Origin of the sequence: Pseudoalteromonas sp. T1lg76 (assembly GCF_002964725.1) — a bacterium.
Classification (GTDB): Bacteria; Pseudomonadota; Gammaproteobacteria; order Enterobacterales; family Alteromonadaceae; genus Pseudoalteromonas.
In genome coordinates, this window is the sequence record NZ_PQCE01000006.1 from 1 (window position 1) to 24,035 (window position 24,035).

Genomic DNA, 24,035 nt, shown 5'->3' on the forward strand with positions numbered 1-24,035 from the left:
GTTTGCGTCATCTAGCGAACTAGAATCTGCTGTTAGAACTCAATCTGTACGAGTGCCCACACAGATGATTGCTTCATATTTTTAAAGAACAGTCCGGTTACCCGGTTTCGAGTTGCTTTCGCGTCTCGAGGGCTGTGCATTCTACTCAACCCTGATTTGTTGTCAACACTTAATTTTGAGAAAGTTTCTTTTTTCAAGGAAAGTCTCAAAACTCAGTTTTACTTGACTCCCTGAGTCGCTAGCGCCTCGCTATGCGTTGCTGCCTGCCGTCTCAGTGGGGTCGCATTATAGGGAGATTCGATTTTGACGCAACCCCTTTTTTAAAGAAAATTGCGAAAAATAGCCTTTTGCGCATCAATTGATTAATAAGCACCCAAAACCGGATGTTAAGTAGCCAAATTCAGGTCTTGAATTCAGGCCTTGTTATGATTCTTCCGTGGCAGGACTACTAAGTATTGAACAACTGCGGTAAAGATCAAGGTAGGAATCTAAAAATAATAACGGCGAGTCTAAGCTCGCCGTAGTCATATCTATACCTATATATGTAGGTACTCAAAAATAGCCCTAGTAAAGAATGCTATATAGTTTTCGACGTGACGCCGCTGCCAGGGCATCCCCCTCAGGTAGGCTGGCGATAATATCAAGATAGAACTTCTTCGCATCGGCAAAGTTAAGATCTTTCTTTAGCACTAAAAATAAAGTTTCGAGCGCTTCAGCTTTACGACCGGCATCATTAAAAGCCACCGCCAGTTTCACCTTAAGCTCTAAATTATCGCCTTGCTGCTCAATTTCCTGCTGCAATAAGCGGATCTCAGGAGAGTCTTGTGCTTGCTCTGCTTGCTCTAATTTTGCTTTGATATTGTTGTAGTAGGCGTCCTGATCCGCCAACGCTATGGTATCTAGCAAGGCTTTTGCATCATCCAACTTATGTATTTGGATGCAGATATCGGTTAGCACCAGCTTAATTCGAGCATTCTGCGGGTCGATTTCATAGGCCTGCTTGGCGTATTTAAAGGCATCATTCAGGTTATCCGCCGCCAACGCTGCTTTAGCCTGCTGTAATAAAGCATCTTCCGGCTGTGGCAGGTGCTTTTGCAATGCTTCTTTTATTTGTTGCTCGCTTTGCGCGCCTGGCAACATATCCACCGGCGCGCCACCTTTTAATAGCACTAAGGTAGGTAATGTCTGCAAACCAATTTGCTGCGCCAACTGGCTGGCCAGCGCTTGCTGAAGGTCACAGTCCAGGGTAGCAACGATAAGATGCTGTTGATATTGCTGCGCTAAACCATCGAGAATACGTGCCTGCTCTTGGCATTCATGGCTCTGCGCCGAGTAGAAGCTCAAGGCAACGATATTGTCTTCGGAAGTTTGTCCTAAAACCTGCTGAATATTTTCAGCAGTAAGTTGAATTTGATTCGTCATGGTTAAGTTGCCATCTATTTAGAATTAGGCTTTGATATGGAGTCAAAGATCACAATTACAAGTGTAAGGAATATTATGGGTTTTCTGCAAAATATGACAATAGCGAGCACGGCGTTATTATTAACCACGGCATTGCCCGCCGACGCCGCTATTAAGGTTAACGAGCGCCTGCCCGAGCTGGAAAAGCTCTATTTGGACTTACACCAATCCCCTGAGCTCTCGTTACAAGAACAACAAACCGGCAAGAAAATCGCCAAGCAACTAAAACGTCTGGGCTTTGAGGTGACCACAGAGGTGGGCGGTTATGGCGTGGTCGGACTGCTAAAAAATGGTGCAGGCCCCACTATTATGATCCGCACCGACACCGACGGTTTACCCATCACCGAACAAACCGGCGTTTCCTATGCTTCTAAGGTGAAGGTGCTAAATAAAGAAGGGACTGAGGTCGGCGTGATGCACGGCTGTGGTCACGATATTCACATGACCAGCTTTATTGGCACCGCCGAGCACTTGGTCGCCCACAAAGACCAATGGCAAGGCACCCTAATGATGGTGGCCCAGCCCGCCGAGGAAGTGGGTGCCGGCGCCAAGGCCATGTTAAATGAAGGGCTCTTTAGCCAGTTTGCCAAACCAGATCATATTTTAGCCCTGCATGTCAGTGCCAGTGTGCCCGCGGGTAAGGTTGCTTTAAAGCCGGAGTACACCATGGCCAGCGTCGACTCTGTTGATATTCATGTCAAAGGCAAAGGCGGCCACGGTGCTTACCCGCATACCACTATCGATCCCGTGGTGCTGGCTTCTCGTATCGTGCTGGCCTTACAAACGATCACCAGCCGCGAGCTCTCTCCTCTTGAGCCTTCGGTAGTCACCGTAGGTTCAATCCATGGGGGCAGTAAGCACAATGTTATTTCCAACGAGGTCAAACTCCAGCTGACATTACGCAGCTATAACCCGGCGGTACGCGAACAACAGATTGCGGCGATTAAGCGCATTACCGCAGGTATTGCCGCCAGTGCCGGGCTTGAAGAATCACTTTACCCTGAAGTGGTGGTTCATGAGGCCGAGTCTATTCCCTCGACCTACAATAACCCGGAGCAAACCGCTCGCGTCACCCAGGCCATTAAAGCGGCCATTGGCGCCGATAATGTTGAGTTGACCGAGCCAGTCATGGCCGGTGAAGACTTTGGTTTATATGGCCGTACCGAAGACAAGCTGCCTATTACCCTATTCTGGCTAGGTGGTGTAAACCCGGATACTTATAAGAAGGCAATGAAAAACAATACCCAGTTGCCGTCATTGCATTCGAGTAAGTTTGCTCCGGATTACCAAAAGGCGATTCCAACAGGGGTCAACGCCATGAGTAATGCAGCATTGGCCTTGTTTAATAGAAACTAAGCCTGAGCTTTACTGCTTTTCGGGCGCGGGCTTTTTCTTCTCGCGCCCTTAAACTTCCTTTTTACCTGACTCTTGATATGTGAAAACTGACGACTGTCACAGGTTTTTGCTTCTTCTATTAATGCCCCTAGTTGCCCAACCAAGGGCTGCATAAAATCATCGTACTTAAGCTGTTTCTCTGCAATTTGTGCCAAGGCCATTTCCCAATGAGCGGTCATATCCGGTGTTGAAAGGGTGTAAGGCAAGGCATTGATCAGCGCCACACCCGTTTCTGTGGCAACAATGGTCTTGCCACTGCGAGCAAGGAAGCCGCGGGTAAACAATAACTCGATAATGCTGGCGCGGGTCGCCTCTGTACCCAGGCCATCGGTTTCCCGCAGGACCTTACGGATATCCGGGTCTTTCACATAACGGGAAATAGCGGTCATCGCTGCAAGCAAGGTGGCATCGGTAAAATGCGCCGGTGGTGTGGTGTTTTTATCTAAACGCCGCGCATCCTCGCACAGTACCTGCTGACCCACGCTTAAAGGCGGTAAGCTAGGCGCTTCTTTTTCTTCTTTATTAGGCAACAACACCTTAAAGCCGCGTTCTATCTCTTCTTTGGCCTTGGTAGTGAACGTGCCGCCGGCTATCTCTGCTTCCACATCGGTTTGGTGATAACGGTAGGCCGGCATAAATTGCATCAGGTACTGGCGACAGATCAGCTCATAAACACGGCGCTCCGTTTCTGTGAGCTGCGCCGAGGTCTTTTTATTGGTCGGCACTATGGCATGGTGAGCGGCAACCTTGGCATCGTTAAAGCAACGTGCTTTTCTTAACGGATCCGCGGTAGCCAGCTGCTCTTTTGAAAACACGCCGTTGGCAATCACGCTATCGATAATGTCGGGCGCCTGCTGAAAATGATCCTTAGGCAAATACCTATTATCCGAGCGTGGATAGGTGATCAAGGTATGTTTTTCATAAAGACTTTGGCACGTATCAAGTACCGCTTTAGCTGGCAACCCGAAGCGCTTGGCGGCATCGATTTGCAAGGCAGAGAGATTGTAAGGCAAGGGCGCCAGTTCTTGTTTTTCAGCCCTTTTGACCTGAGTGATCAATCCATGCTGCCCCTTGATACGGGAAACAACGTTATCGGCCAAGGCCTTGACTAATACCCGACCCTGCTCGTCCTGATAAGGTTGGCAGGCTTCGCTCGGTTGCCACTTTAAAGTAAAGCCTTGTTGCTCTTGAGTGCGCATCAGGGCTTCTACTTCATAGAAGGGCTTGCTGACAAATTCTTTAATTTCTTTATCCCGCGCTACCACCAAGCCAAGGATGGGCGTTTGCACCCGGCCAACGGAGAGCACGCCCTTATAGCCGCCTTTTTGGCCCGCAAGGGTATAGGCCCGGGTGAGGTTCATGCCAAACAGCCAATCGGCACGGGAGCGCGCCAAGGCCGAGACGCTAAGTGGAATAAATTCCGCGTTGGCACGCAATTGTCCAAGGGCCTTTTTCACTGCGGGTAAATTTAGGTCACTGATCAGTAAACGCTGAATACTTTGCTTTTTAGCCTTGCTCACATTGGCTTGGGAGATCACCTCATCGACTAAGAGTTGCCCTTCCCTGTCGGGGTCGCCGGCATGAACAATTTGCGAAGCTTGCTTGATCAGCTTTTTGACTAAGGTAAGTTGTTTGCGGGTTTTGCTCTTGGCTTTAAGTTGCCATTGCTGTGGCACTATGGGTAGATGCTGTACTTGCCACTTTTTATAAGCGGCATCATAGTCATCGGGCTCAGCCTGCTCTAATAGATGACCGATACACCAGGTCACGCAATCGCCATTGCCCAGCTCGATATAGCCGTCTTTTTTGTTATGGGGTTTAGGTAAAGCGGCAGCAATGGCACGCCCAAGGGAAGGTTTTTCGGCAATATATAGCTTCATAGCACAACAACTGTTCATCCATACAGTAAGAAAGAGTGTAGTGCATTTTTACTTTTGATGAAAGAGTATTAAGAGCTAGTGCCCACTAAGTAACGCGCACCCATGCTTTAAATTGCTACCGAGCCACTTCAAGTACTTAACCCTTTATTTAAAATCCGCAGATTAAAAACAACTACACTGGCTCTAAGTGGTCGAAAATCATCACCGCCTTTGACCTGGTCACGGAATCCCCCTAAAATTGGCGCTCTTAGCAATTCAGTAACGAGAGCGCAGGCAATGGCCCAAAAAAAACCAGAAAACCTCACCTTTGAGGACGCAATCAATGAACTGAGCCAAATTGTCACTGAGATGGAACAAGGCGATATGCCGCTGGAACATTCTTTAAAGCAGTTTGAACGTGGTATCAGCCTGGCCAATGTCTCGGCGCAAAAACTGGATCATGCACAGCAAAAGGTAAGCATGCTGATGAGTAATGATCTCGACAGCGAATTAACGCCTATGGACCCTCAAGAGTAATAGTCACTGTGGAATTAAAACAAGCCTTAGCGCAAGCGCAGCAAGACGTAGTGCACACCCTGGAAAACTATTTCCACAGCCAGCAAGATGCCCAACCAAGGATCCTCGCGGCCAGCCAATACAGCGTACAAAATGGCGGTAAACGACTGCGTCCGTTTTTGGTTTATTGCGTCGGCTCCATGCTCGGTGCCAACAAGGGCGATCTTGATAAGACCGCCGCGGCCATCGAATGTATTCACAGCTATTCCCTTGTGCATGATGACTTGCCAGCCATGGACGACGATGAATTACGCCGTGGTCGCCCCACCTGCCATATTGCCTATGATGAAGCCCATGCCATTTTGGCCGGTGACGCCTTGCAGAGCATCGCCTTTGAATTGCTAAGCAGCAGTGACTTTAACCTAGAGGCTGGTGCGCAAATTCGCCTGGTACAAAGCCTAAGCCGAGCGTCTGGTTTGCTCGGCATGGTCGGCGGCCAGGCCCTGGACATAGCCGCAACAGGAAAAGACATCAGTTTAAGCGAGCTTGAGCAGATACATAATGCCAAAACCGGTGCGCTCCTAAGCTGCGCCATCGAGCTTGGCTATTTATGCGCCCCCAAGGGCGACAGCGATACGCAAGCGGCACTGCAAAAATACGGCAAGGCCATCGGCCTGGCATTCCAGGTGCAAGACGATATTTTAGATATAGAAGGCGACACCCAGACCTTGGGCAAACCGCAGGGCTCGGATGAGGCCGCCAGTAAAGCCACCTACCCGGCTCTGCTTGGCTTAGATGGCGCAAAAGCCAAACTACAGCAGCTCTATGACGAGGCCATTACCGCCCTCGATAACCTGCCCTATGACACCAGGATGTTGGCGCAACTGGCGCAATACATCATCGCCCGAGATCATTAAAAATTACTACAGATGGCCGTGCCCATTTTGATATACTCGGGCCATCGCAGTGAAGGATAATAAAACGCATGAATTTGGATAGTAGCAAGTATCCCCTTTTAAATCAGGTCGATGAACCTGCACAACTGCGCGACCTCGCTCAAGATAAGCTAGGCGCGTTTAGCTATGAATTGCGGGACTACCTACTGAACTCCGTATCACAAAGCAGTGGCCATTTTGCCTCAGGTTTAGGCACGGTGGAGCTGACTGTGGCGTTGCATTATGTCTATAACACGCCATTCGACCGCTTGATCTGGGATGTGGGTCACCAGGCCTATCCGCATAAGTTGATCACAGGTCGTCGCGAGCAAATGCACACCATCCGCCAAAAAGATGGCCTACACCCTTTTCCTTACCGTGGCGAAAGCGAGTACGACACCTTCAGTGTGGGTCACTCAAGTACCTCGATTTCTGCGGCGTTAGGCATGTCTATTGCGGCGCAAAAAGAAGGTAAAGGACGTAAAACCGTAGCCGTGATCGGCGATGGTGCTATTACCGCAGGTATGGCCTTCGAAGCCATGAACCACGCCGGTGATGTGAAGTCGGATATGCTGGTGATCCTCAACGATAACGAGATGTCTATCTCGGAAAACGTGGGCGCCCTGAATAACCACTTCGCTCGTATTCTTTCCGGCAGCTTTTACACTAATATTCGTGAAGGCGGCAAAAAGCTGCTCTCCGGTCTGCCGCCGGTCAAAGAGCTGGCCAGCCGCATGGAAGAGCACCTGAAAGGCATGGTGATCCCTGGCACCTTTTTCGAGGAGCTGGGCTTTAATTACATCGGCCCCATTGATGGCCACGACGTTAATATGCTGGTCGACACCCTGCGCAATATGCGCAACCTTAAGGGTCCGCAGCTACTGCACGTGAAAACACAAAAAGGTAAAGGTTATAAGCCTGCCGAAGCCGATCCTATCGGTTACCATGCGGTGCCCAAATTCGACCCAAGCGAAAGCAAGTTACCCAAGTCAAAGCCTGGCGCGCCGACCTTTTCCAAGGTCTTTGGCGACTGGCTATGCGATATGGCCGCCGAAGACAGCCGCCTGATGGCCATTACCCCGGCCATGCGTGAAGGCTCAGGCATGGTGCGTTTCTCCAAGGAATACCCAGAGCAGTATTTTGATGTGGCCATTGCCGAGCAGCATGCTGTGACCTTAGCCGCCGGTTTTGCCTGCGAGCAATTAAATCCTGTGGTGGCGATTTACTCATCTTTCTTACAGCGCGCCTATGATCAGCTGATCCACGATGTTGCCCTGCAAGAGTTACCTGTGTTATTTGCTATCGACCGTGCCGGTGTGGTTGGCGCCGATGGTGAAACTCACCAGGGCACCTATGATTTAAGCTTCTTACGCTGCATTCCTAATATGGTGATCATGGCTCCGGCCAATGCCAACGAATGCCGGAACATGCTTTACACCGGCCACAAGCTGGATAAGCCAGCAGCGGTGCGCTATCCCCGTGGCAGCGCCGGTGAGGGTGAATTCGATGCACAAATGCAAGCGCTTGAAATTGGTAAAGGCCGTGTGCTTCGTCAAGGTAAAGGTGTGGCCATACTGTCATTCGGTACCCTACTCGAGTATGCCGAGCCAGCCGCCGAAGCACTGGATGCCACCTTGGTAGATATGCGTTTTGTTAAGCCACTGGATACGGCGCTGATTGATGAATTAGCCGCTACCCATGAGCACCTAGTGACCTTGGAAGACAATGTGATTGCCGGTGGTGCCGGCTCAGCGGTGAGCGAATATCTGGCACAAAGCAAGCAGCTTAAACCAGTATTGCACTTAGGCCTGCCGGATGTCTTTATCAAGCACGGCACCCAGCAGGAAATGCACGCAGAGCTTGGCCTGGATAGCGCCGGTATCGAGCGACAAGTTAAAGCTTGGTTAGCGTAACTAGCAAAGCTAAATAAAAGCAAAAAGGAGCGATATCGCTCCTTTTTTCTGTCCGTGTTTTGGCTCATAGAGGCCAATGACTTAGCTCTGGCTTAACGCATCCAAATCTTAATATCCGCCAGGGACGAGCTCTGCAGCGTCGCTATCTGCTCATCAAGATTCTCGCTTTGCTCGAACTCAAAGGCATCAAGCTGATCATCAAATTCGATATGTGCACAGCCATCACCGCCGCGCTTTTTCACTTGATGCAGGGCGATATCCGCCAGATTCACAGAGGTTTCCCACCCGATCACCTGGCCGCCTAATAAAGGCATGGGATAGCAGGACCAGCCCAGGGAGGCGCTGAGGTTAATCTTTTTACCATTAGGCAGTAAGAAGCTCTTACTGGCGATGGACTTACACAGATTACGCACAAAGAGATTAACCTGATCGACCTCAAAGTCACGCAGCAGCAATAAGAACTCATCGCCACTCCAGCGCGCCACATAGTCCGACCCTTGAGTACAGGAGTTAAGCAGGGTGGCCATTTGCTGCAAGCAGCTATCGCCGCTTAGTGGCCCGTAGGCATCATTTATACGCGAGAAGTTGTCGATATTGACGATTACCAGCACCAGGGCACGACCCTGCTTTTGCAAGGACTCTGCATTGCGCTGATAGTGCTCTATATCCTTGGGCAGCTGATCGAACAAGAAGCGGCGGCTGCGCAGCCCGGTCAGCTCGTCGGAATGGCTCACTAACTTCAACTGAGAGTTAACCTGATTGAGCTTGTCGTTGGCGTCACGCAGCTCCAGGGTGCGCTCTTCCACCAAGCTTTCCAACGCCGCCTGTTTACGTCGCTCCTGTGCCCTAAAGACCCACAGCAACAGATACAAAATAAAGAAGAAGCAAGAAACGATCAGCAAACGGAAGTAAATGGTTTCATCAAACCGACGTGGCACGGTAAAGGCGTACTCGGCGCTGCTGGCCTCTTGCCAATTGCCGCTGGTGCGCTTGGCTTCAAGTTGAAAGACAAAAGGCCCGGGCGGTAAATTGGTATAAATGGCCTCGCGGCGATTGTTGGCGTAGCGCCAGTCATTGTCCAAACCCTGTAAGCGATAGCGAAACTCCACTTCCGCCGGCGCATAAAAGTCGATGGCGGTGTAGCTGATGGTAAGGTCACGCTCATCGGTATCAAGCACTGGTTTCTTGCCCAAGGCGCCCGTGTAAAGGGTGCGTCGTGGCGTCGCTATGCTTTCCACCTGAGGAGCTAGAGGATCCTGGCCAAACAGCTGCACGCTTTTGGGAATTTCCACCACCCCCTGCAAACTGGGGTACCAAATCGAACTGCCATTATCGGCAACCGCATCATGGCCTAAACCGGCACAGCACTGGCTGGCCTTACCGTCTAATTGGCGGTCGTAGGAGGAGATCACCTGCTCCACCTGCAAGTTGCCTATTTCATCGGAGAATTGCTCCACCGGCATGCGATACACACCCTTCATGGTGCTGACCCAGACCCGCTGCAGATCTTTGTCATAATGCAAACTAAAGATGGAGCCATAAGGCAGACCGTTAGAAACATCAAGCTGATGCCAGCGCCCCTTGGTACTGCGATAGAAAAGGCCATCATTGAGTGAGCCAACTAAAGTGCCCACACCGTCTATTTCTAAGATACTGGTGACATAAGCGCTCTCAAGGGCGGTGTTATCACCGGCACGCTCTATGCCCTTGTCGGAGAAGATATAGCCGCCCTGACTGGTGCCGATCAGGCCGTATTTGCCCTTATCGACGACAAAGGTGATAAATTTACTGTCGAGCACCGCATTGTAGTTAAAGGGAGTCAGCCCCTTATAACCAAGGCGATACATGCCGCGACCTGTACCAAACCAAAGCCCACCGGCGCTGGCCTCACTAATGGCAAACACAGGGTTAAGGCGCAGCTCGCGCGCTTCTATATTAAAGAGTTCTTCATTTTCAAAATAGAGGACACCGCGGTCGGTGGCAATATAGAGGCGCTCGCCGACAAAATGCATATCGTGCACGGCGCTGCGTCTGAGCTTGGCGCGAGGAATACGATTAACGAAGTTATTGTCCTGATCGAAATAGCCGACTCCAGAGCGGTTGGCAACCCAAAGTTGCCCCTTAGGAGAGAGGGTCAGCGCCATCACGGCTTCGGTCATGCTTGATAAGGCATTGTGGCGCTCTACCCGCCCGGCATGCGCCAGCCACAAGCCTTCACTAAAACTGGCCAGCCAAATATTATTTTGATCGTCACGGTAAATGTCTGAAAACCAGATGCTTTGATCCAGTGCTGCCGGCTCCACCCACTGCCACTCTTTGGAGTTATCGCGATACAAAAGGCGGCCATAGGTCGAAATCCACAGCGCCCCATCGGAGTCACTCATAAACTTATAAACGGCGGCATTACTGGCGTTTGGCAAGGCAAAGGGACGTAATTCATCGTCTATATCAAGGAAATAGGCGCCGAGCTCAGACGCCAGATAAAGAGTCCCTTCAAGCCAGGCCAAATCATGAATTATGGTTTGTGCCAAGCGCTCGGGCAAGGTCACCCGGGCGGTGATTTTTAAGCGCAGCCTGGATGATGAGGACGACATATTGGTTAGGCGCAAGAGGTGATTTTCACTGACCAACCAAACACCTTGCGGCGCCAGTGCCATCTTACTGACGGAAATCTGGTTAATCGCAGTTAATCGGCTTTGCATGCGGCCGCTGCGGCGGCGCTGCTCTTCGTCAAGGTGGAAGGCAATTTGGTTACGCTCGATATAAAAAAGTTCGCTAGCGGCAACCCAGATATTGCCCTTGTCATCTTGCAAGATATCACGCACCGGACCGCTAATGCCGAACTGAAAGTAGTTCATCGAATTGGGGTCGAGCACAGAAACCCCTTTCTTGGTGCCGATCCACAGCAGGCCTTCTTTATCTATCAGCAGCTTGTTAATGGCATTGCTGCTTAGGAAGTTGCTGTTTTGCTCATTAAAGTTGGTGAAGTGCTCGCCATCGAAGCGACTGAGGCCGAACTGGGTGCCGACCCAAATATAACCCTGATTGTCCTGGGTCACACTCTTTAAGGATTGCGAAGGCAAGCCATTACGTGTGTTCCATTGTTTGACTACATAATCGGTAATAGATGCCGACGCCGTTGATGTTATCAGCGTCGCCGCCAGCAGCAAAAGTGACTGTAAAAACCGCAGCAATGTCACACCCATGTTCAAAACTTATAGTCCAGGCAAATAACCTACTTTAATTAACGCCTGTAGGCAAATTAGAGAGCAAATCCCGGCCAAAATATCGTCTGCCATAATGCCCAAACCACCGTGTAGGCGTTTATCCAGCATGCGTATCGGTCCTGGTTTGGCGATATCGAAGAAGCGGAATAATAAGAAGCCAACCAAAAGCGTTTGCCAATTCAGCGCCGCACCTATCATGGTGATATAAAAACCAGCCACCTCATCCCAGACGATTGCCGGGTGATCGTGTACGCCCAAATCATCAGCTGTTTTGCCACAGGCCCAGATACCCAGCACAGAGATCACCACCGCAAACACCAGTTGCAGCCACAGCGGAAAGTTCATGGTCATAAAGATAAAGGGCAAGGCGGCAAAGGTGCCGACAGTGCCAGGCGCCTTGGGGCTTAAACCTAGGCCAAAGCCAAGACCTAAGAACTGATGGCCACGGCGTAAATTATAGCTGTTACTGGTCATGCTTAGCATGCGTCATCCTCGGCAAAATGTTCAAATCCCATGGCGCTGATATCCAGCTTATGCTCACCATCAAAGACGTCGACTTTGCCTTCGCCACCGCGGATCTGGCCGATACACACGGCATCGATACCATACTGGTTAAGCTTGTTATCGAGCATGGCCTTGTGGTTTTCCGGCACCGTATAAAGCAGCTCGTAATCGTCGCCATAGGCCAGAATATACGGCCATTTGGCTTCACCCTCGATACTTTGGCGGAACGCCTCAGTGGTAGGGATCTTATCGGCCTGTATGGTGGCACTGACCTGAGACATCTCAAGGATGTGCTCTAAGTCCGCCAATAAACCATCGGAGATGTCGATGGCGGCACTGGCATAACCGCGCAGCACCTGCCCCGCAGCAACGCGCGGCGTCGGGTATTCAAGCTTATGAGTTAATTTTTTCAGCCACTCCGGGTCTATGTCCAGGTGTTGCTTGCGTGCTTCCACCGCCAATCCGGCATCCCCAAGCGGGCCGGTGACATAAATCCAGTCGCCTGGCTTGGCACCACTGCGGGTAATGGCCTTGCCTTCGGGAACCGTGCCCTTGGCACAAACGGTTACCGTAAGCGGCCCTTGAGTGGTATCGCCCCCTATGATCTGGACATTAAAATACTCGGCAATTTCATGCATGCCCGCAGTAAATTCTTCCAGCCATTGCGCATCGGCATGAGGCAAGGTTAAAGCCACCGACACCCAGGCCGGCTCGGCGCCCATGGCCGCCAAGTCGCTCAGGTTTACGGCGATGGCTCTATGTCCCAAGGCTCGTGGTGACATATCTTCAAAGAAATGCACGCCACTGACCATGGTGTCTGTGGTGACCGCCAACTGGCTATTTTGCGGCACTGTGACTAGAGCACAGTCATCCCCAATACCTAAGTTAACGTCGCGACGACTGATGCCACGGCCTTTAAAGTAGCGATTAATTAATTCAAATTCTTGCATACACAAAAAAGCCGGCCTGAGCCGGCTCTCCTTGTTGTCAGGTGCTTAGCTACGCAGTTCCTTGACCGCCTTATCCAGCACACCATTAACGAATTTATGGCTGTCTTCGGCACCAAAAGTTTTTGCCAATTCAATGCCTTCGTTAATCGCTACCTTGTAAGGTACGTCTTCACGGAACTTTAACTCATACGCGCTTAGACGCAGAATGGCTTTCTCAACCATGTCGATGTCTTCGTAAGGACGCGTTAGGTGCGGAGCCAAAATGGTGTCCAACTGTTTAAAGTTAACGGCCACGCCACGAGCGAGATCTTTAAAATACTCTACATCAACCTTAGAAATGTCGTTCTCAAGCAACATATTCTGTTCGATGTCGGCAATGGCATTGCCACTCATTTGCCAAGAGTAAACGGCCTGTAGGGCCAATACGCGCGCTTTGCGTCTAGCTGCTGGTTTCACTGTGAACCCTTAAATTTTGTCTAAAACATTAACCATTTCTAGGGCACTTAGTGCAGCTTCGCCACCCTTGTTGCCCATTTTTGTACCAGCACGCTCAATGGCTTGCTCGATGCTTTCCGTGGTTAATACACCAAAAGCAACTGGTACATCATACTCTAGCGATACTTGTGCCAGACCCTTGTTCGACTCACCGGCAACCAGATCGAAATGCGGTGTGCCGCCACGAATAATAACGCCAAGGGCGATAATGGCATCGTGCTCGCCTTTAGCGGCAAGACGCTTAGCCACAAGTGGTAACTCAACGGCGCCCGGTACGTAAACTACTGTGATGTCGTCGTCACTGACGTTGCCAGTGCGCTTTAACTCATCCACCGCGCCATCAAGTAGGCTGCTGCCAATGAAGTCATTAAAACGTGAAATCACGATGGCAAATTTTTTGCCCGGTGCAAACTTGTTACCTTCAATAATTTTCATTTATAAACCTTTATTGATATTACCAACGCGTGATGCGGGGCGAATTAGGGGGTATCGCAAAATTGCCGCGCATCATACCATAACTGAAAAAAAATAGCTGCTTATTCTGGCTGTACGTATTCAACCACTTCAAGGTGGAAGCCTGACAGCGCATGATACTTCTTCGGCATGCTCATCAGGCGCATCTTGGTAATGCCCAAATCCGCAAGGATTTGCGAGCCAATGCCCACGGTACGAGAGGTGCCCTGGAATTTACGATGATTGGCCTGCTGACCTTCATCTTCCATGGCAAACGCCTTGACCATGGCTTCGATATCCTCGCTGCACTCTTGTTTGCCAAGAATAACCAGTACCCCTTCATTTTTGGCAATGTAATCCATGGCCTTAGAAAGCGTCCAGCTGCGATCGGCACCGCGATCGGATAGCAGAATGTCGTTAAAGGTACTTTGCAGGTGCACACGCACTAAGGTTGGGTCGTTAATTTCACCCTTCACCATGGCATAGTGAAGCTGACCATCGATAGTGTCTTTGTATGTTACCAGCTCGAACTCACCATGCTCGGTCGGCAGCTTACACTGGGCAACCTTCTCAATGGTGGTTTCATTAAGGTTACGGTACTCAATCAGATCGGCAATGGTGCCCATCTTAATACCGTGCTCCTTAGCGAACACTTCCAGCTCAGGGCGACGAGCCATGGTGCCATCTGGGTTCAGGATTTCGACAATTACAGACGACGGCTCAAGACCGGCCAGACGGGCTAAGTCACAGCCAGCTTCGGTATGACCAGCTCGGGTTAAAACACCACCAGGCTGGGCCATAATCGGGAAAATATGCCCAGGCTGAACGATATCCTCGGCTACCGCGCCTTTGGCCACGGCGGCCTGCACCGTGCGTGCGCGGTCGGCGGCGGAAATACCTGTGGTTACGCCCTTGGCGGCCTCAATAGACATGGTGAAGTTGGTCGAGAACTGGGCGCCATTGTTTTTCACCATCAGCGGCAGTGCCAATTGCTCACAACGCTCTTGTGTCAGCGTTAAGCAGATCAGGCCGCGGCCATAGGTCGCCATAAAGTTAATCGCATCAGCACTGATGTGCTCGGCGGCAATAATCAGGTCGCCTTCGTTTTCACGATCTTCGTCGTCCATCAAGATGACCATTTTGCCATTTTTAATGTCTTCGATGATCTCCGCTGCGCTATTCAAACTCATATCTTGCCCACTATGTGTTATTTGATAAATCCGGCCTGCACCAGCAGGCTTTCGGTTACTGTTGATTCTGCTTTCGGAGCTTGCGCCCCTTGAATTAGGCGCTCCAAGTAACGCGCTATTTGATCGACCTCGAGATTGACCTTAGTGCCAACCTGAAATTCGGCGATCGTGGTTTGTGCCAGTGTGTGCGGCACTATGGTTAATTTAAACTGGTTGCCGTCGATTTCATTAACGGTCAAACTGGCACCGTCGATGCACACCGAGCCCTTGTAGGGAATATATTTCATCAGCGCTTCCGGCGCCGCTAACCAATAGTCGATGGCGCGGGCATTAGGGCTGACTTTTACCACCTCGGCAATGCCATCCACATGGCCGGAAACCAGGTGCCCACCCAGGCGTGAAATCGGCTGCAGAGCCTTTTCTAAATTGACCCGCTGGCCGCGCTGGTAATGCGCAAAACGCGTCAGTGACAAGGTCTCTTTTGAGACATCGGCACTAAAACCATCGCTGAATTTTTCAGTAACGGTCAAACAGACGCCATTGGTAGCGATACTGTCGCCAAGCGCGACGTCACTCATGTCCAAGTTGTCACTTTGTACGCGCACGCTTAAGTCGCCATCAACCAAGGTCAGGGAGCTGAGCGTGCCCGTTGCTTCAATAATGCCTGTAAACATGGCTATTCTACTCTAAGTTGTTCTAAGGTAAGGCGAATATCCTCACCAACTGGGGTCATATCGCTAAAGTGCAGGGTTGGCACTTGAGTCATGGCCGTAAAGGGGCCCATAGTTAACAAGCCTTTGGCATCACTGCCCATTAATTTTGGCGCAATATAAACAATGTAGCTATCAATAAGTTGCTGCTGCGCCATGGCACCGGCCAGGGTCGCCCCCGCCTCCAGCCAAACTGAGTTAATATCGCGCTGCGCCAGCTCCGCCAGCAAGGCGTCGAGATTAACCTGGCCATTTTCAAGGCCTTCGCACATCAACTCGGTTACATTGTTGGGCCACAGGGATTGTTTATCAAGCTCTTTGCGCGTCACACTGGCTGTGCGTGAGCGCACTAATAATATCTCGCCGGGCTGTTGAAAAAGCACTAAATCCGGGGTCAGCCGATAACGGCTATCTAAGATCACCCGCAGCGGTTGGCGCACCTCCGGCAGCACATACTCGGCCAGTTGCGTGTCGTCCAAACGCACATTGAGCTTAGCGTCATCCACCAGCACGGTATCGGCGCCACTTAAAATGGCACAGTGCTGGGCGCGAAACGCCTGCACATCTTTACGTGCCTCGGGCCCGGTGATCCATTTACTCTCACCATTGGCCAGGGCGGTTTTACCGTCCAGGCTGGCGGCCAGCTTACAGGTAACATAAGGGCGCCCGGTGCGCATGCGCTTTAAAAAGCCGAGGTTTAGCTTTTCGGCTTCATCGCCAAGCAAACCAGATGCGACTTCTATGCCCGCCTCGGCCAGCATCTTCATGCCGCGACCACTGACCTGTGGATTAGGGTCTTGCATGGCGCAAATGACTTTTGCCACCTTGGCCTTGATCAGGGCGCCGGCACAGGGGCCGGTACGGCCGGTATGGCTGCAGGGTTCCAGGGTTACATATGCGGTAGCGCCTTCGGCCTTGTCACCGGCCGCCGCAAGTGCATGCACCTCAGCATGTGCTGTCCCCGCTTGTTGGTGAAAACCTTCACCGATAATCTGACCATCTTTAACCAGCACACAGCCGACATTGGGATTGGGTGTGGTGGTGAATCGACCTAGATACGCCAGCTCAATGGCCCGGCGCATATAACGCTTATCGTCCGCACTGAAGATCATCTTAGTCTCCTAGGCGGGCGATTTCTTCACCGAATTCACGGATATCTTCAAACGAACGATAGACAGAAGCAAAGCGCACATAAGCGACCTTATCCAGACCCTTCAACGCTTCCATAATGCATTCGCCTATCAGTTGTGAGCTGACTTCACGCTCGCCAGTGGCGCGAATTTGCGATTTAATTTGATGCACCACCTCATCGATTTGTTCTGTTTTTACTGGTCGACGTTCAAGGGCGCGATGCAGGCCATTTTGCAACTTGTCTTCATTAAAGGGCTCACGGGAACCATCACGCTTGATCACCCGTGGCATCACTAATTCCGCCCCTTCAAAGGTGGTAAAACGTTCGTGACAGTCATTGCATTCGCGACGACGACGAACCTGGTGGCCACCACCGACCAGACGTGAGTCAATTACCTTGGTGTCTTTAGCGCTGCAGAAAGGACAATGCATAGTGAATGGGGTTCCTGTAGATAACAAAAAGGCCGCAAAAATTGCGGCCTTTATCATACACAAATGTTTGTGTAATAGCTATTTCACGCTGTTATGCGTAAACAGGGAACTTAGCGCAAATTGCTTTCACTTTTTCTTTCACTTGTGCCTGAACATCAGTGCTTTCGATATTGTCTAGTACGTCACAGATCCAACCAGCTAGCTCTTTCGCTTCGGCTTCTTTGAAACCACGGCGAGTGATAGCCGGAGAACCGATACGTAGACCAGAAGTTACGAACGGTGAACGCGGATCGTTTGGTACCGAGTTCTTGTTTACCGTGATGTTGGCATTGCCAAGGGCAGCATCGGCATCTTTACCTGTGATGTCTTTGTCGATCAGGTCAAGAAGGAACAGGTGGTTGTCGGTTTTGCCCGAAACTACCTTGTAACCGCGCTCTTGTAGCACTTCAACCATGGCTTGAGCATTAGCAACAACCTGCTGCTGGTATGCTTTAAATTCAGGCTGTAGCGCTTCTTTGAAAGCAACCGCTTTAGCCGCGATTACATGACATAGAGGACCACCTTGGCCACCTGGGAATACGGCGCTGTTTAGCTTTTTGTAGATCTCTTCGTCACCACAGTTAGAAACGATTAGACCACCACGAGGACCAGCAAGCGTCTTGTGCGTAGTGGTTGTTACCACGTGCGCATAAGGCACTGGGCTTGGGTATACACCAGCGGCGATAAGGCCAGCAACGTGAGCCATATCAACAAACAGGTAAGCACCTACTTTGTCAGCGATTTCACGGAAACGTTTCCAGTCAACGATACCTGAGTAAGCAGAGAAACCACCGATGATCATTTTTGGCTTGTGCTCAAGCGCTAGCGCTTCAACCTGATCGTAATCGATTTCACCGGTTGCTTCGTTTAGGCCGTACTGAATAGCGTTGTACATTTTACCTGAGAAGTTTACGTGTGCACCGTGAGTCAAGTGACCACCGTGTGCCAGGCTCATGCCTAGTACGGTATCGTGCGGCTGAAGAAGCGCTTGGAAAACAGCGGCGTTTGCTTGTGAACCCGCGTGCGGCTGTACGTTTGCATACTCGGTGCCGAATAGCTCGTTCGCACGGTCAATAGCCAGTTGCTCAACCACGTCAACATGCTCACAACCACCGTAGTAACGCTTACCCGGGTAGCCTTCTGCATATTTGTTAGTTAGCTGTGAACCCTGTGCTTCAAGTACGCGAGGGCTACAGTAGTTTTCTGATGCGATAAGCTCGATGTGCTCTTCTTGGCGAGCTACTTCTGCGTTCATCGCATTAGCTAATTCTGGGTCAAAGTCTGCAATGTTCATGTTACGTTCTAACATGCTGTCTCCTAGGTGCAACGTGATTGTCGATATGAAAGGCCGCTATTGTACGCTTAAACGGCGCGTTTGCCTATTGGCTAAGGTTGAGCTTATTTAAACAGGGATTGAAATTTTTTCACAGCCCTAAAAAAATGATATTTTTTTATCTAATACATAAAAATTTAAAATAAATAAAACGAAAGTCATTTTTATTACTAATGAAAAAATCGACTCTTTAGAATTAAAGCCGGTAATTTATCACTGTGGTCGATTAAACGCCCAGCAATCACATGCACCACCCCTTTATGATGCTCCACCACACCTTTAACCTCCAGCAGGCGAGCCGTTAAAAACGCTTTTTGCTGCGCCTTGGCGGTGGCCAGCCACACCACCACATTGATATTGCCGGTGTCATCTTCCAGGGTTAAAAAGGTCACCCCCGCGGCACTGCCCGGCGACTGACGCCCGGTGACCAAACCGGCAATGGTGACACTGGCGCCATTACGGCATTGGCTTAATTCGCTGGCTTTCTTGGCACGGGTAAACAAGCCTTGTTGACGTAAATAGGTTAATGGATGCGCTCCCATATTAACGCCCATACTGGCGTAGTCTTCCAAGGTATCCTGGATGCCGCTTGGCGCCGCCAAGACCGACTCTTCCTCCATAATGCTTTCATCATCGGCAAAGAGGGGCAAACGCTGCTGTTTATCCATAATTTGCCAGCGGCTGTTAAACCTGTCCTTGGCAATGGCCGCCAGGGCGTTGCTGCTGGCCAACGTTTCCAGCTCCCCTTCTTGTAAACCATGATGGTAAAGCTCGCTAATGCTGCGATAGCCCGACGTAGGGCGCTGCGCAATCAGCTTATCTGCACTTGCCGCGCTAAAGCCCTTGATACAGCAAAAACCCAAACGCACGGCAACATGCTCGCCCTGGCGTATGACTTGATGCTCCCAGAGGGAGTGATTTACGTCTACGGCCAGTATGTTGATATTGTGACGCCGAGCATCCTGAACCAATTGGTCGAGGGAATAAAAGCCCATGGGTAAGCTGTTTGCCAAGGCGCAGAAAAACACCTCGGGGTAGTAGTATTTTAAATAGGCCGACACATAGGCCAATACCGCGAAACTGGCGGAGTGGGACTCGGGAAAGCCATACTCGCCAAAACCACAAATTTGCTGATAGATACGCTCGGCAAACTGATAGTCATAACCACGCTGCAGCATGCCATCGATCAGCTTTTGTTTGAACTGAGTCAGCTCGCCGTCGCGTTTCCACTTGGCCATGGCGCGGCGCAGTTGATCGGCCTCGCCCCCACTAAACCCAGCGGCAACCATGGCCACCTTGATCACCTGCTCCTGGAAAATGGGCACTCCCAAAGTGCGCTTTAATACCTGCTCTACCTGCTTGGAGGGGTACTCCACCGCTTCATCGCCGTCACGACGGCGTAAATAGGGATGCACCATGTCCCCTTGAATCGGCCCGGGACGCACAATGGCGATTTGGATCACCAGGTCGTAATAACAACGCGGCTTCAGGCGTGGCAGCATGCTCATTTGCGCCCGCGATTCAATTTGAAACACGCCCACGGTATCGGCCTTTTGCAACATGGCATATACCTGAGGGTCATCCCCCAGGCGAGTAATATCGGCAATGCTAATACTGTGCTGATAATGTTTTTCCAAGAGCTTAAAACTGCGTTGAATAGCGCTCAACATACCCAAGGCCAGCACATCCACCTTAAGCAGTTTTAAACTCTCCAGATCGTCTTTATCCCACTGGATCACGGTGCGCTCAGCCATGGCGGCATTCTCAACGGGCACCAGCTCATGCAGCGGTCCTTCAGAGATCACAAAGCCACCCACATGCTGTGACAGATGCCGGGGAAAGCCCTTTATTTCATCCACCAAACGGAAAAAATGCCGGTTAATGGTTGCCTCAGGGTCGAGCCCGAGTTGGATCAGCTGCGCCTGCCATTGCCCACCGCCGTGGCGGCGATTAAGCTGCTTAATATAATAATCGAGCTGAGTATCGCTAAAACCAAGGGCCTTGCCCACATCGCGCATGGCACTTTTTAAGCGATAGGTGATCACGGTCGCGGCCAGGGCGGCGCGCTGCCGACCATATTTTTGATAAATGTATTGGAACACCTCCTCGCGCCTTTGGTGTTCAAAATCGACATCAATATCCGGCGGCTCATTGCGCTCTTTGGAGATAAAGCGCTCGAACAAAACATCGATTTGTCTAGGGTCGACGGCGGTAATCTCCAGGCAATAGCAGACCACAGAGTTCGCCGCAGAGCCCCGCCCCTGGTACAAGATATCGTGGCGTTTGGCGAATTGCACAATATCGTGAATAGTCAAAAAGAAGGGCTCATAGCCTTGCTCGGCAATAAGCGCGAGCTCTTTGTCTATGGTAGCTTGGATCGCCGGCGGCGCTGCCCCCTTAAAACGCTTCCTCGCCCCTTGTTCTACCAGGGATTTAAGATGTTCGCTGGCGCTTAGACCTTGCGGCACCAGTTCATAGGGGTACTGATAACTGAGCTCATCCAGATTAAAGGCGCAGCTTTGCGCAATCTGCTCACTGGTTGCCAACTGGGCCGGACTGAACAGCTTGGCTAATTTGTCCAAAGGGCGCAAAGCCCGCTCGGCATTGGCTAACAGGCTCTGTCCTAGCGAAGACACGGTTTGCCCTTGCTTAATGGCACTGAGCACATGCTGTAAAGGCAGGCGCTCCGGCGTGTGCATTAGCACGGCACCGAGCGCCACTTCGCTTATCTGCCATTGCTCGCTCAGGGTGCGTATATAGGCCAATTGCTCAGGTTCAAAGCCATTGAGCTCACGGCGCACACCTAAGTAAAGCTGTTCGCCATAATGGCGTTGCAACCAGGGCCCCCACTCTTTATCCGCCGTTTTCGCTGCTTCGCTGCGCCCATGTACGAGCCAGATCAGGATGCAGCCCTTCAGGGTTTTTAAATCCCATTCACTGAGTTGATAGCGCCCTTTTTCACAGCGCCTGCGGGCATTGGTGATCACCCGACAGAGCTGGCTGTACGCCGACTTGGTGGGGCACAACACCACCAGCTCTAATTCCTCGTAGCAAAGGTAACTACCAACGATCAGCTTAATGGGCAATTGCTGCGCCTTGATGTGGCTATGGGCCCTGACCACCCCCGCCACCGAACATTCATCACATAAGGCCAGGGCGCTGTAACCCAGCTCCGCGGCCCTGCCTACCAGCTCTTCCGGGTGTGAGGCCCCAGTTAAAAAGCTGAAATTACTTTGGCAAAATAATTCACTGTACGTGCCGGCCATCAGGCAAAATACCCCTGAATAAACCAGCCCTTGTGTTTATCCCTAAACACCCAGCACAACTGGCCTCGACTGTTTTCACCGATATAGTAATCGCGCTCTAACTGCGCTTGCTGCCACCAATGACTTTGGATCCGCTCCGGGCCGCGCAGTAAACAAAGTTGCTCCTGTAAGGGGGTGGGTTCGATCATAAAGTTGGGTCGCAAGAGGGCCTGCGGTGATGCGGGCAGCCCATCTTGATAAGGATGCAAGGTGGCCTCCTGCACCTGAGTAAATTCGGGGATATGCGCCCGCCCCGGTTGCAGACGATAGCAATGCTGCGGCCCTAAACGGGCGTTAAGCAAACTCAGCAGTTGTTGCTTTGCCAGCCCCTGCTGGCGCTTGGCAAAAAGGTTTTCGCTGTGACCGTCGGCGCTGACAAATTCCTCGCACTGCAAACGTATGGCAATGACCGGCGCCGGCAGCACTAAAGCCGCCAGCTTAATTTCCAACAAGGCCTGCCAGGGAGCCAGCTGTCCTTGTGGCTCAACACTGTCTAAGCAGAGTTCCAGTGCCACTTGCTCGCGAAAAAAAAGACTAAAAATCAGGCGTTGAGTATGCAATTGATGCTGGCGCAGATAACGACACAAACACTCACACAACTGAGTTAAAGGCTGTAATAAACGCTCACTGTTATCGATTTCAAAATTCAGCTCCCGACTTTCACTAAAGCTCTGGGTCGGCTGGTAAAAGCGATAATACCCGGACTTTTTCGCCAGGCCCGCATGGGGCAGTTGCCCCTGTAGACGGGTTAAATAATCCACCACCTCATAATGAAAGCGCTGGCGCAGCTGATTCATGGGCAGGGCTAGGAGCTGCTCGACCCGCTCAATGCCTAAGCGCGCCAATTGCTGTTTATGTTCGACTGCGAGTAAGAGATCCGTCACCTCAACGCGGGCCAGATGCTGGCGACAGACGCTTGCCTCATCACTGATAAAGTTCTGTTGCTCGCGGGCTAAGAGCTCCGCCGCCTCCATGCTCTCTCCCGAGGCATAGTAAAAATGCGGCACAAAGGCACGAATGACCGGCGCTAAGGCGCCAAAAAGCTGCTCTGTACTGGGATAGAGAGCCCGCATACTGGTGGCCACCACAATCAAACAATCACTGCCGGCTAGGATGATGTCGCCACAGACTTGATAGCAGTGCGCCGCGAGCTCCTGCAATAATTGCCGCTCCAGCTCAAGCTCGTAGGGATACACTTGTAAGGTGGCGCACAGCGCCGCGGCACTGGCCAGGCCCATACCCAAGCGCACACCCAGACGCTGCGCCGCAGCATTTACTTGCACCACATGCTCTTTGACCACCAAGACCGCAGGCTCCTGCAACCGCCGACGCTGCAATTGCAAGTGCGCACAATACACAGCCAAATACATTTACCCTACCTCGTAATGCTGGGCAGCCGGTTGCAGCTGTGTCAAAGATGACGCCATTTGTTTGTGGCTATGGCGGAGAAAGGGCCAGAGCTGCACCTTACTCAAGGTCACCTCGCCACGGGCAAAACGCCCTTGCTGACGCAATAAAACAAGCTGCAAGCCTTGTTGCTGCTGTTGCAATCGCATACTGATTTGCACCGGTAAGGCTGCGCTTTGACACTGGTAATCCACCAGCACCAAAAGCGCCTGCGATTGCTGACACGCCAGGCTAAAGCGCCGCGCCTGAGTAAACGACAGACCTTGATGCCACAACCACACCAGGGCGCAACTGCTGCTGCGACTGCATTGCTCTGCGGCCCACAGCGCATGCGCCGTACTTTGCGGGCGTAAAATCAGTAAGCGGGCAGGAGCAACACCTTGGGCAAGCAACCATTGGATACAGGGCTCTGCCGGCGGATTAATGAGCACCACCAGGCCTTGCTCGCGCGCCTTCACCAACGCCCCCTGTAACAGGGTAAATTCGCCTATGGCCGGCTCGCTACTAAGGTGGATCACCCCGCTCTGCGGCCAGCCGCCGCCAAGCAGCCGATCCAGGGCCGAAAAACCACTGCTAAGCACCGTCTCGCTTTCTTGCTGCTCTGCGCCACGGTCTTGATTGGCGCTGAAGATCAGTCCTTGATGGTGCATCGCTGCTAAAGTTGTGTTCATCCACACCACCTCAAAATACTGTATATAAATACAGTATAAATGATTTTCGCGGATGCACAAAGGATCGATTTTATTCGAGCAAAAAGACAGGTGCAGAGGCTTGCCAGGA

At 51.4% G+C, this 24,035-nt stretch carries 19 protein-coding genes; 4 read left to right on the forward strand and 15 right to left on the reverse strand.

Annotation, left to right across the window (positions count from 1 at the left end):
* Window positions 1-564: 564 nt before the first annotated feature.
* Window positions 565-1,422: a tetratricopeptide repeat protein gene (locus C2M35_RS02065; RefSeq protein ID WP_105199743.1), complete on the reverse strand. Its 858-nt coding sequence runs from the start codon at window positions 1,420-1,422 to the stop codon at window positions 565-567.
* 75 nt (window positions 1,423-1,497) lie between these two features.
* Between C2M35_RS02065 and C2M35_RS02070 the strand changes: the two genes are divergently transcribed.
* Entirely contained in the window at window positions 1,498-2,817 is a 1,320-nt protein-coding gene (locus C2M35_RS02070) for a M20 metallopeptidase family protein (RefSeq protein ID WP_442792744.1), read from the forward strand.
* Here the strand turns inward: C2M35_RS02070 and C2M35_RS02075 are convergent.
* Window positions 2,814-4,736, reverse strand: a complete 1,923-nt coding sequence (locus C2M35_RS02075) for a DNA topoisomerase III (protein ID WP_105264493.1) — start codon at window positions 4,734-4,736, stop codon at window positions 2,814-2,816. The genes C2M35_RS02070 and C2M35_RS02075 overlap by 4 nt on opposite strands.
* Window positions 4,737-5,012: 276 nt before the next feature.
* On the opposite strand from C2M35_RS02075, the gene C2M35_RS02080 reads away from it, so the two are divergent.
* From C2M35_RS02080 to dxs, 3 genes are all read left to right on the forward strand, one after another.
* Window positions 5,013-5,252, forward strand: a complete 240-nt coding sequence (locus C2M35_RS02080; RefSeq protein ID WP_105199741.1) for an exodeoxyribonuclease VII small subunit — start codon at window positions 5,013-5,015, stop codon at window positions 5,250-5,252.
* An 8-nt stretch (window positions 5,253-5,260) separates the two neighbouring features.
* Window positions 5,261-6,148, forward strand: coding sequence for a (2E,6E)-farnesyl diphosphate synthase (gene ispA / locus C2M35_RS02085; protein ID WP_105264494.1), 888 nt, complete (start codon window positions 5,261-5,263; stop codon window positions 6,146-6,148).
* 68 nt (window positions 6,149-6,216) lie between these two features.
* On the forward strand, window positions 6,217-8,079 hold the full coding sequence (gene dxs, locus C2M35_RS02090; RefSeq protein ID WP_105213184.1) for a 1-deoxy-D-xylulose-5-phosphate synthase: 1,863 nt from the start codon (window positions 6,217-6,219) through the stop codon (window positions 8,077-8,079).
* 92 nt (window positions 8,080-8,171) lie between these two features.
* On the opposite strand, the gene C2M35_RS02095 is transcribed toward dxs, so the two are convergent.
* From C2M35_RS02095 to C2M35_RS02155, 13 genes are all read right to left on the reverse strand, one after another.
* Window positions 8,172-11,285, reverse strand: coding sequence for a diguanylate cyclase domain-containing protein (locus tag C2M35_RS02095; protein WP_105213185.1), 3,114 nt, complete (start codon window positions 11,283-11,285; stop codon window positions 8,172-8,174).
* A 9-nt stretch (window positions 11,286-11,294) separates the two neighbouring features.
* Window positions 11,295-11,780, reverse strand: coding sequence for a phosphatidylglycerophosphatase A family protein (locus C2M35_RS02100; RefSeq protein WP_105199773.1), 486 nt, complete (start codon window positions 11,778-11,780; stop codon window positions 11,295-11,297).
* A gap of 2 nt (window positions 11,781-11,782) precedes the next feature.
* Window positions 11,783-12,760 carry a thiamine-phosphate kinase gene (gene thiL / locus C2M35_RS02105; protein WP_105213186.1) on the reverse strand — a complete coding sequence of 326 codons (978 nt, stop codon included), beginning with the start codon at window positions 12,758-12,760 and terminating at the stop codon, window positions 11,783-11,785.
* Window positions 12,761-12,805: 45 nt separating this feature from the next.
* Window positions 12,806-13,216: a transcription antitermination factor NusB gene (gene nusB / locus C2M35_RS02110; protein ID WP_105199736.1), complete on the reverse strand. Its 411-nt coding sequence runs from the start codon at window positions 13,214-13,216 to the stop codon at window positions 12,806-12,808.
* A 9-nt stretch (window positions 13,217-13,225) separates the two neighbouring features.
* Window positions 13,226-13,690, reverse strand: a complete 465-nt coding sequence (gene ribH / locus C2M35_RS02115) for a 6,7-dimethyl-8-ribityllumazine synthase (RefSeq protein ID WP_105188120.1) — start codon at window positions 13,688-13,690, stop codon at window positions 13,226-13,228.
* Between the two features lie 101 nt (window positions 13,691-13,791).
* Entirely contained in the window at window positions 13,792-14,898 is a 1,107-nt protein-coding gene (gene ribBA / locus C2M35_RS02120; RefSeq protein WP_105199735.1) for a bifunctional 3,4-dihydroxy-2-butanone-4-phosphate synthase/GTP cyclohydrolase II, read from the reverse strand.
* A gap of 17 nt (window positions 14,899-14,915) precedes the next feature.
* Window positions 14,916-15,572: a riboflavin synthase gene (locus C2M35_RS02125; RefSeq protein ID WP_105199734.1), complete on the reverse strand. Its 657-nt coding sequence runs from the start codon at window positions 15,570-15,572 to the stop codon at window positions 14,916-14,918.
* A gap of 2 nt (window positions 15,573-15,574) precedes the next feature.
* The gene (gene ribD / locus C2M35_RS02130) at window positions 15,575-16,720 is read right to left on the reverse strand and encodes a bifunctional diaminohydroxyphosphoribosylaminopyrimidine deaminase/5-amino-6-(5-phosphoribosylamino)uracil reductase RibD (RefSeq protein WP_105264495.1); all 1,146 of its coding nucleotides are present in this window, start codon (window positions 16,718-16,720) and stop codon (window positions 15,575-15,577) included.
* Between the two features lies 1 nt (window position 16,721).
* Window positions 16,722-17,171 carry a transcriptional regulator NrdR gene (gene nrdR / locus C2M35_RS02135; protein WP_105199732.1) on the reverse strand — a complete coding sequence of 150 codons (450 nt, stop codon included), beginning with the start codon at window positions 17,169-17,171 and terminating at the stop codon, window positions 16,722-16,724.
* A 91-nt stretch (window positions 17,172-17,262) separates the two neighbouring features.
* Window positions 17,263-18,519: a serine hydroxymethyltransferase gene (glyA, locus tag C2M35_RS02140; RefSeq protein ID WP_105199731.1), complete on the reverse strand. Its 1,257-nt coding sequence runs from the start codon at window positions 18,517-18,519 to the stop codon at window positions 17,263-17,265.
* A 194-nt stretch (window positions 18,520-18,713) separates the two neighbouring features.
* Window positions 18,714-21,809, reverse strand: coding sequence for an error-prone DNA polymerase (locus tag C2M35_RS02145; RefSeq protein ID WP_105264496.1), 3,096 nt, complete (start codon window positions 21,807-21,809; stop codon window positions 18,714-18,716).
* Entirely contained in the window at window positions 21,809-23,218 is a 1,410-nt protein-coding gene (locus C2M35_RS02150) for a Y-family DNA polymerase (RefSeq protein WP_105264497.1), read from the reverse strand. Before C2M35_RS02150 ends, C2M35_RS02145 begins: the two co-directional genes overlap by 1 nt.
* On the reverse strand, window positions 23,219-23,926 hold the full coding sequence (locus C2M35_RS02155) for a hypothetical protein (protein ID WP_158677894.1): 708 nt from the start codon (window positions 23,924-23,926) through the stop codon (window positions 23,219-23,221). It lies immediately after the preceding gene.
* Window positions 23,927-24,035: the final 109 nt, after the last annotated feature.

What these genes read in the sequence shown, in the direction of transcription:
- C2M35_RS02065 (WP_105199743.1), bottom strand. Translation starts at nt 1,422, where the DNA reads ATGACGAATCAAATTCAACTTACTGCTGAAAATATTCAGCAGGTTTTA.
- C2M35_RS02070 (WP_442792744.1), top strand. Translation starts at nt 1,498, where the DNA reads ATGGGTTTTCTGCAAAATATGACAATAGCGAGCACGGCGTTATTATTA.
- C2M35_RS02075 (WP_105264493.1), bottom strand. Translation starts at nt 4,736, where the DNA reads ATGAAGCTATATATTGCCGAAAAACCTTCCCTTGGGCGTGCCATTGCT.
- C2M35_RS02080 (WP_105199741.1), top strand. Translation starts at nt 5,013, where the DNA reads ATGGCCCAAAAAAAACCAGAAAACCTCACCTTTGAGGACGCAATCAAT.
- dxs (WP_105213184.1), top strand. Translation starts at nt 6,217, where the DNA reads ATGAATTTGGATAGTAGCAAGTATCCCCTTTTAAATCAGGTCGATGAA.
- C2M35_RS02095 (WP_105213185.1), bottom strand. Translation starts at nt 11,285, where the DNA reads ATGGGTGTGACATTGCTGCGGTTTTTACAGTCACTTTTGCTGCTGGCG.
- C2M35_RS02100 (WP_105199773.1), bottom strand. Translation starts at nt 11,780, where the DNA reads ATGACCAGTAACAGCTATAATTTACGCCGTGGCCATCAGTTCTTAGGT.
- thiL (WP_105213186.1), bottom strand. Translation starts at nt 12,760, where the DNA reads ATGCAAGAATTTGAATTAATTAATCGCTACTTTAAAGGCCGTGGCATC.
- ribH (WP_105188120.1), bottom strand. Translation starts at nt 13,690, where the DNA reads ATGAAAATTATTGAAGGTAACAAGTTTGCACCGGGCAAAAAATTTGCC.
- ribBA (WP_105199735.1), bottom strand. Translation starts at nt 14,898, where the DNA reads ATGAGTTTGAATAGCGCAGCGGAGATCATCGAAGACATTAAAAATGGC.
- C2M35_RS02125 (WP_105199734.1), bottom strand. Translation starts at nt 15,572, where the DNA reads ATGTTTACAGGCATTATTGAAGCAACGGGCACGCTCAGCTCCCTGACC.
- ribD (WP_105264495.1), bottom strand. Translation starts at nt 16,720, where the DNA reads ATGATCTTCAGTGCGGACGATAAGCGTTATATGCGCCGGGCCATTGAG.
- nrdR (WP_105199732.1), bottom strand. Translation starts at nt 17,171, where the DNA reads ATGCATTGTCCTTTCTGCAGCGCTAAAGACACCAAGGTAATTGACTCA.
- glyA (WP_105199731.1), bottom strand. Translation starts at nt 18,519, where the DNA reads ATGTTAGAACGTAACATGAACATTGCAGACTTTGACCCAGAATTAGCT.
- C2M35_RS02145 (WP_105264496.1), bottom strand. Translation starts at nt 21,809, where the DNA reads ATGGCCGGCACGTACAGTGAATTATTTTGCCAAAGTAATTTCAGCTTT.
- C2M35_RS02150 (WP_105264497.1), bottom strand. Translation starts at nt 23,218, where the DNA reads ATGTATTTGGCTGTGTATTGTGCGCACTTGCAATTGCAGCGTCGGCGG.
- C2M35_RS02155 (WP_158677894.1), bottom strand. Translation starts at nt 23,926, where the DNA reads ATGAACACAACTTTAGCAGCGATGCACCATCAAGGACTGATCTTCAGC.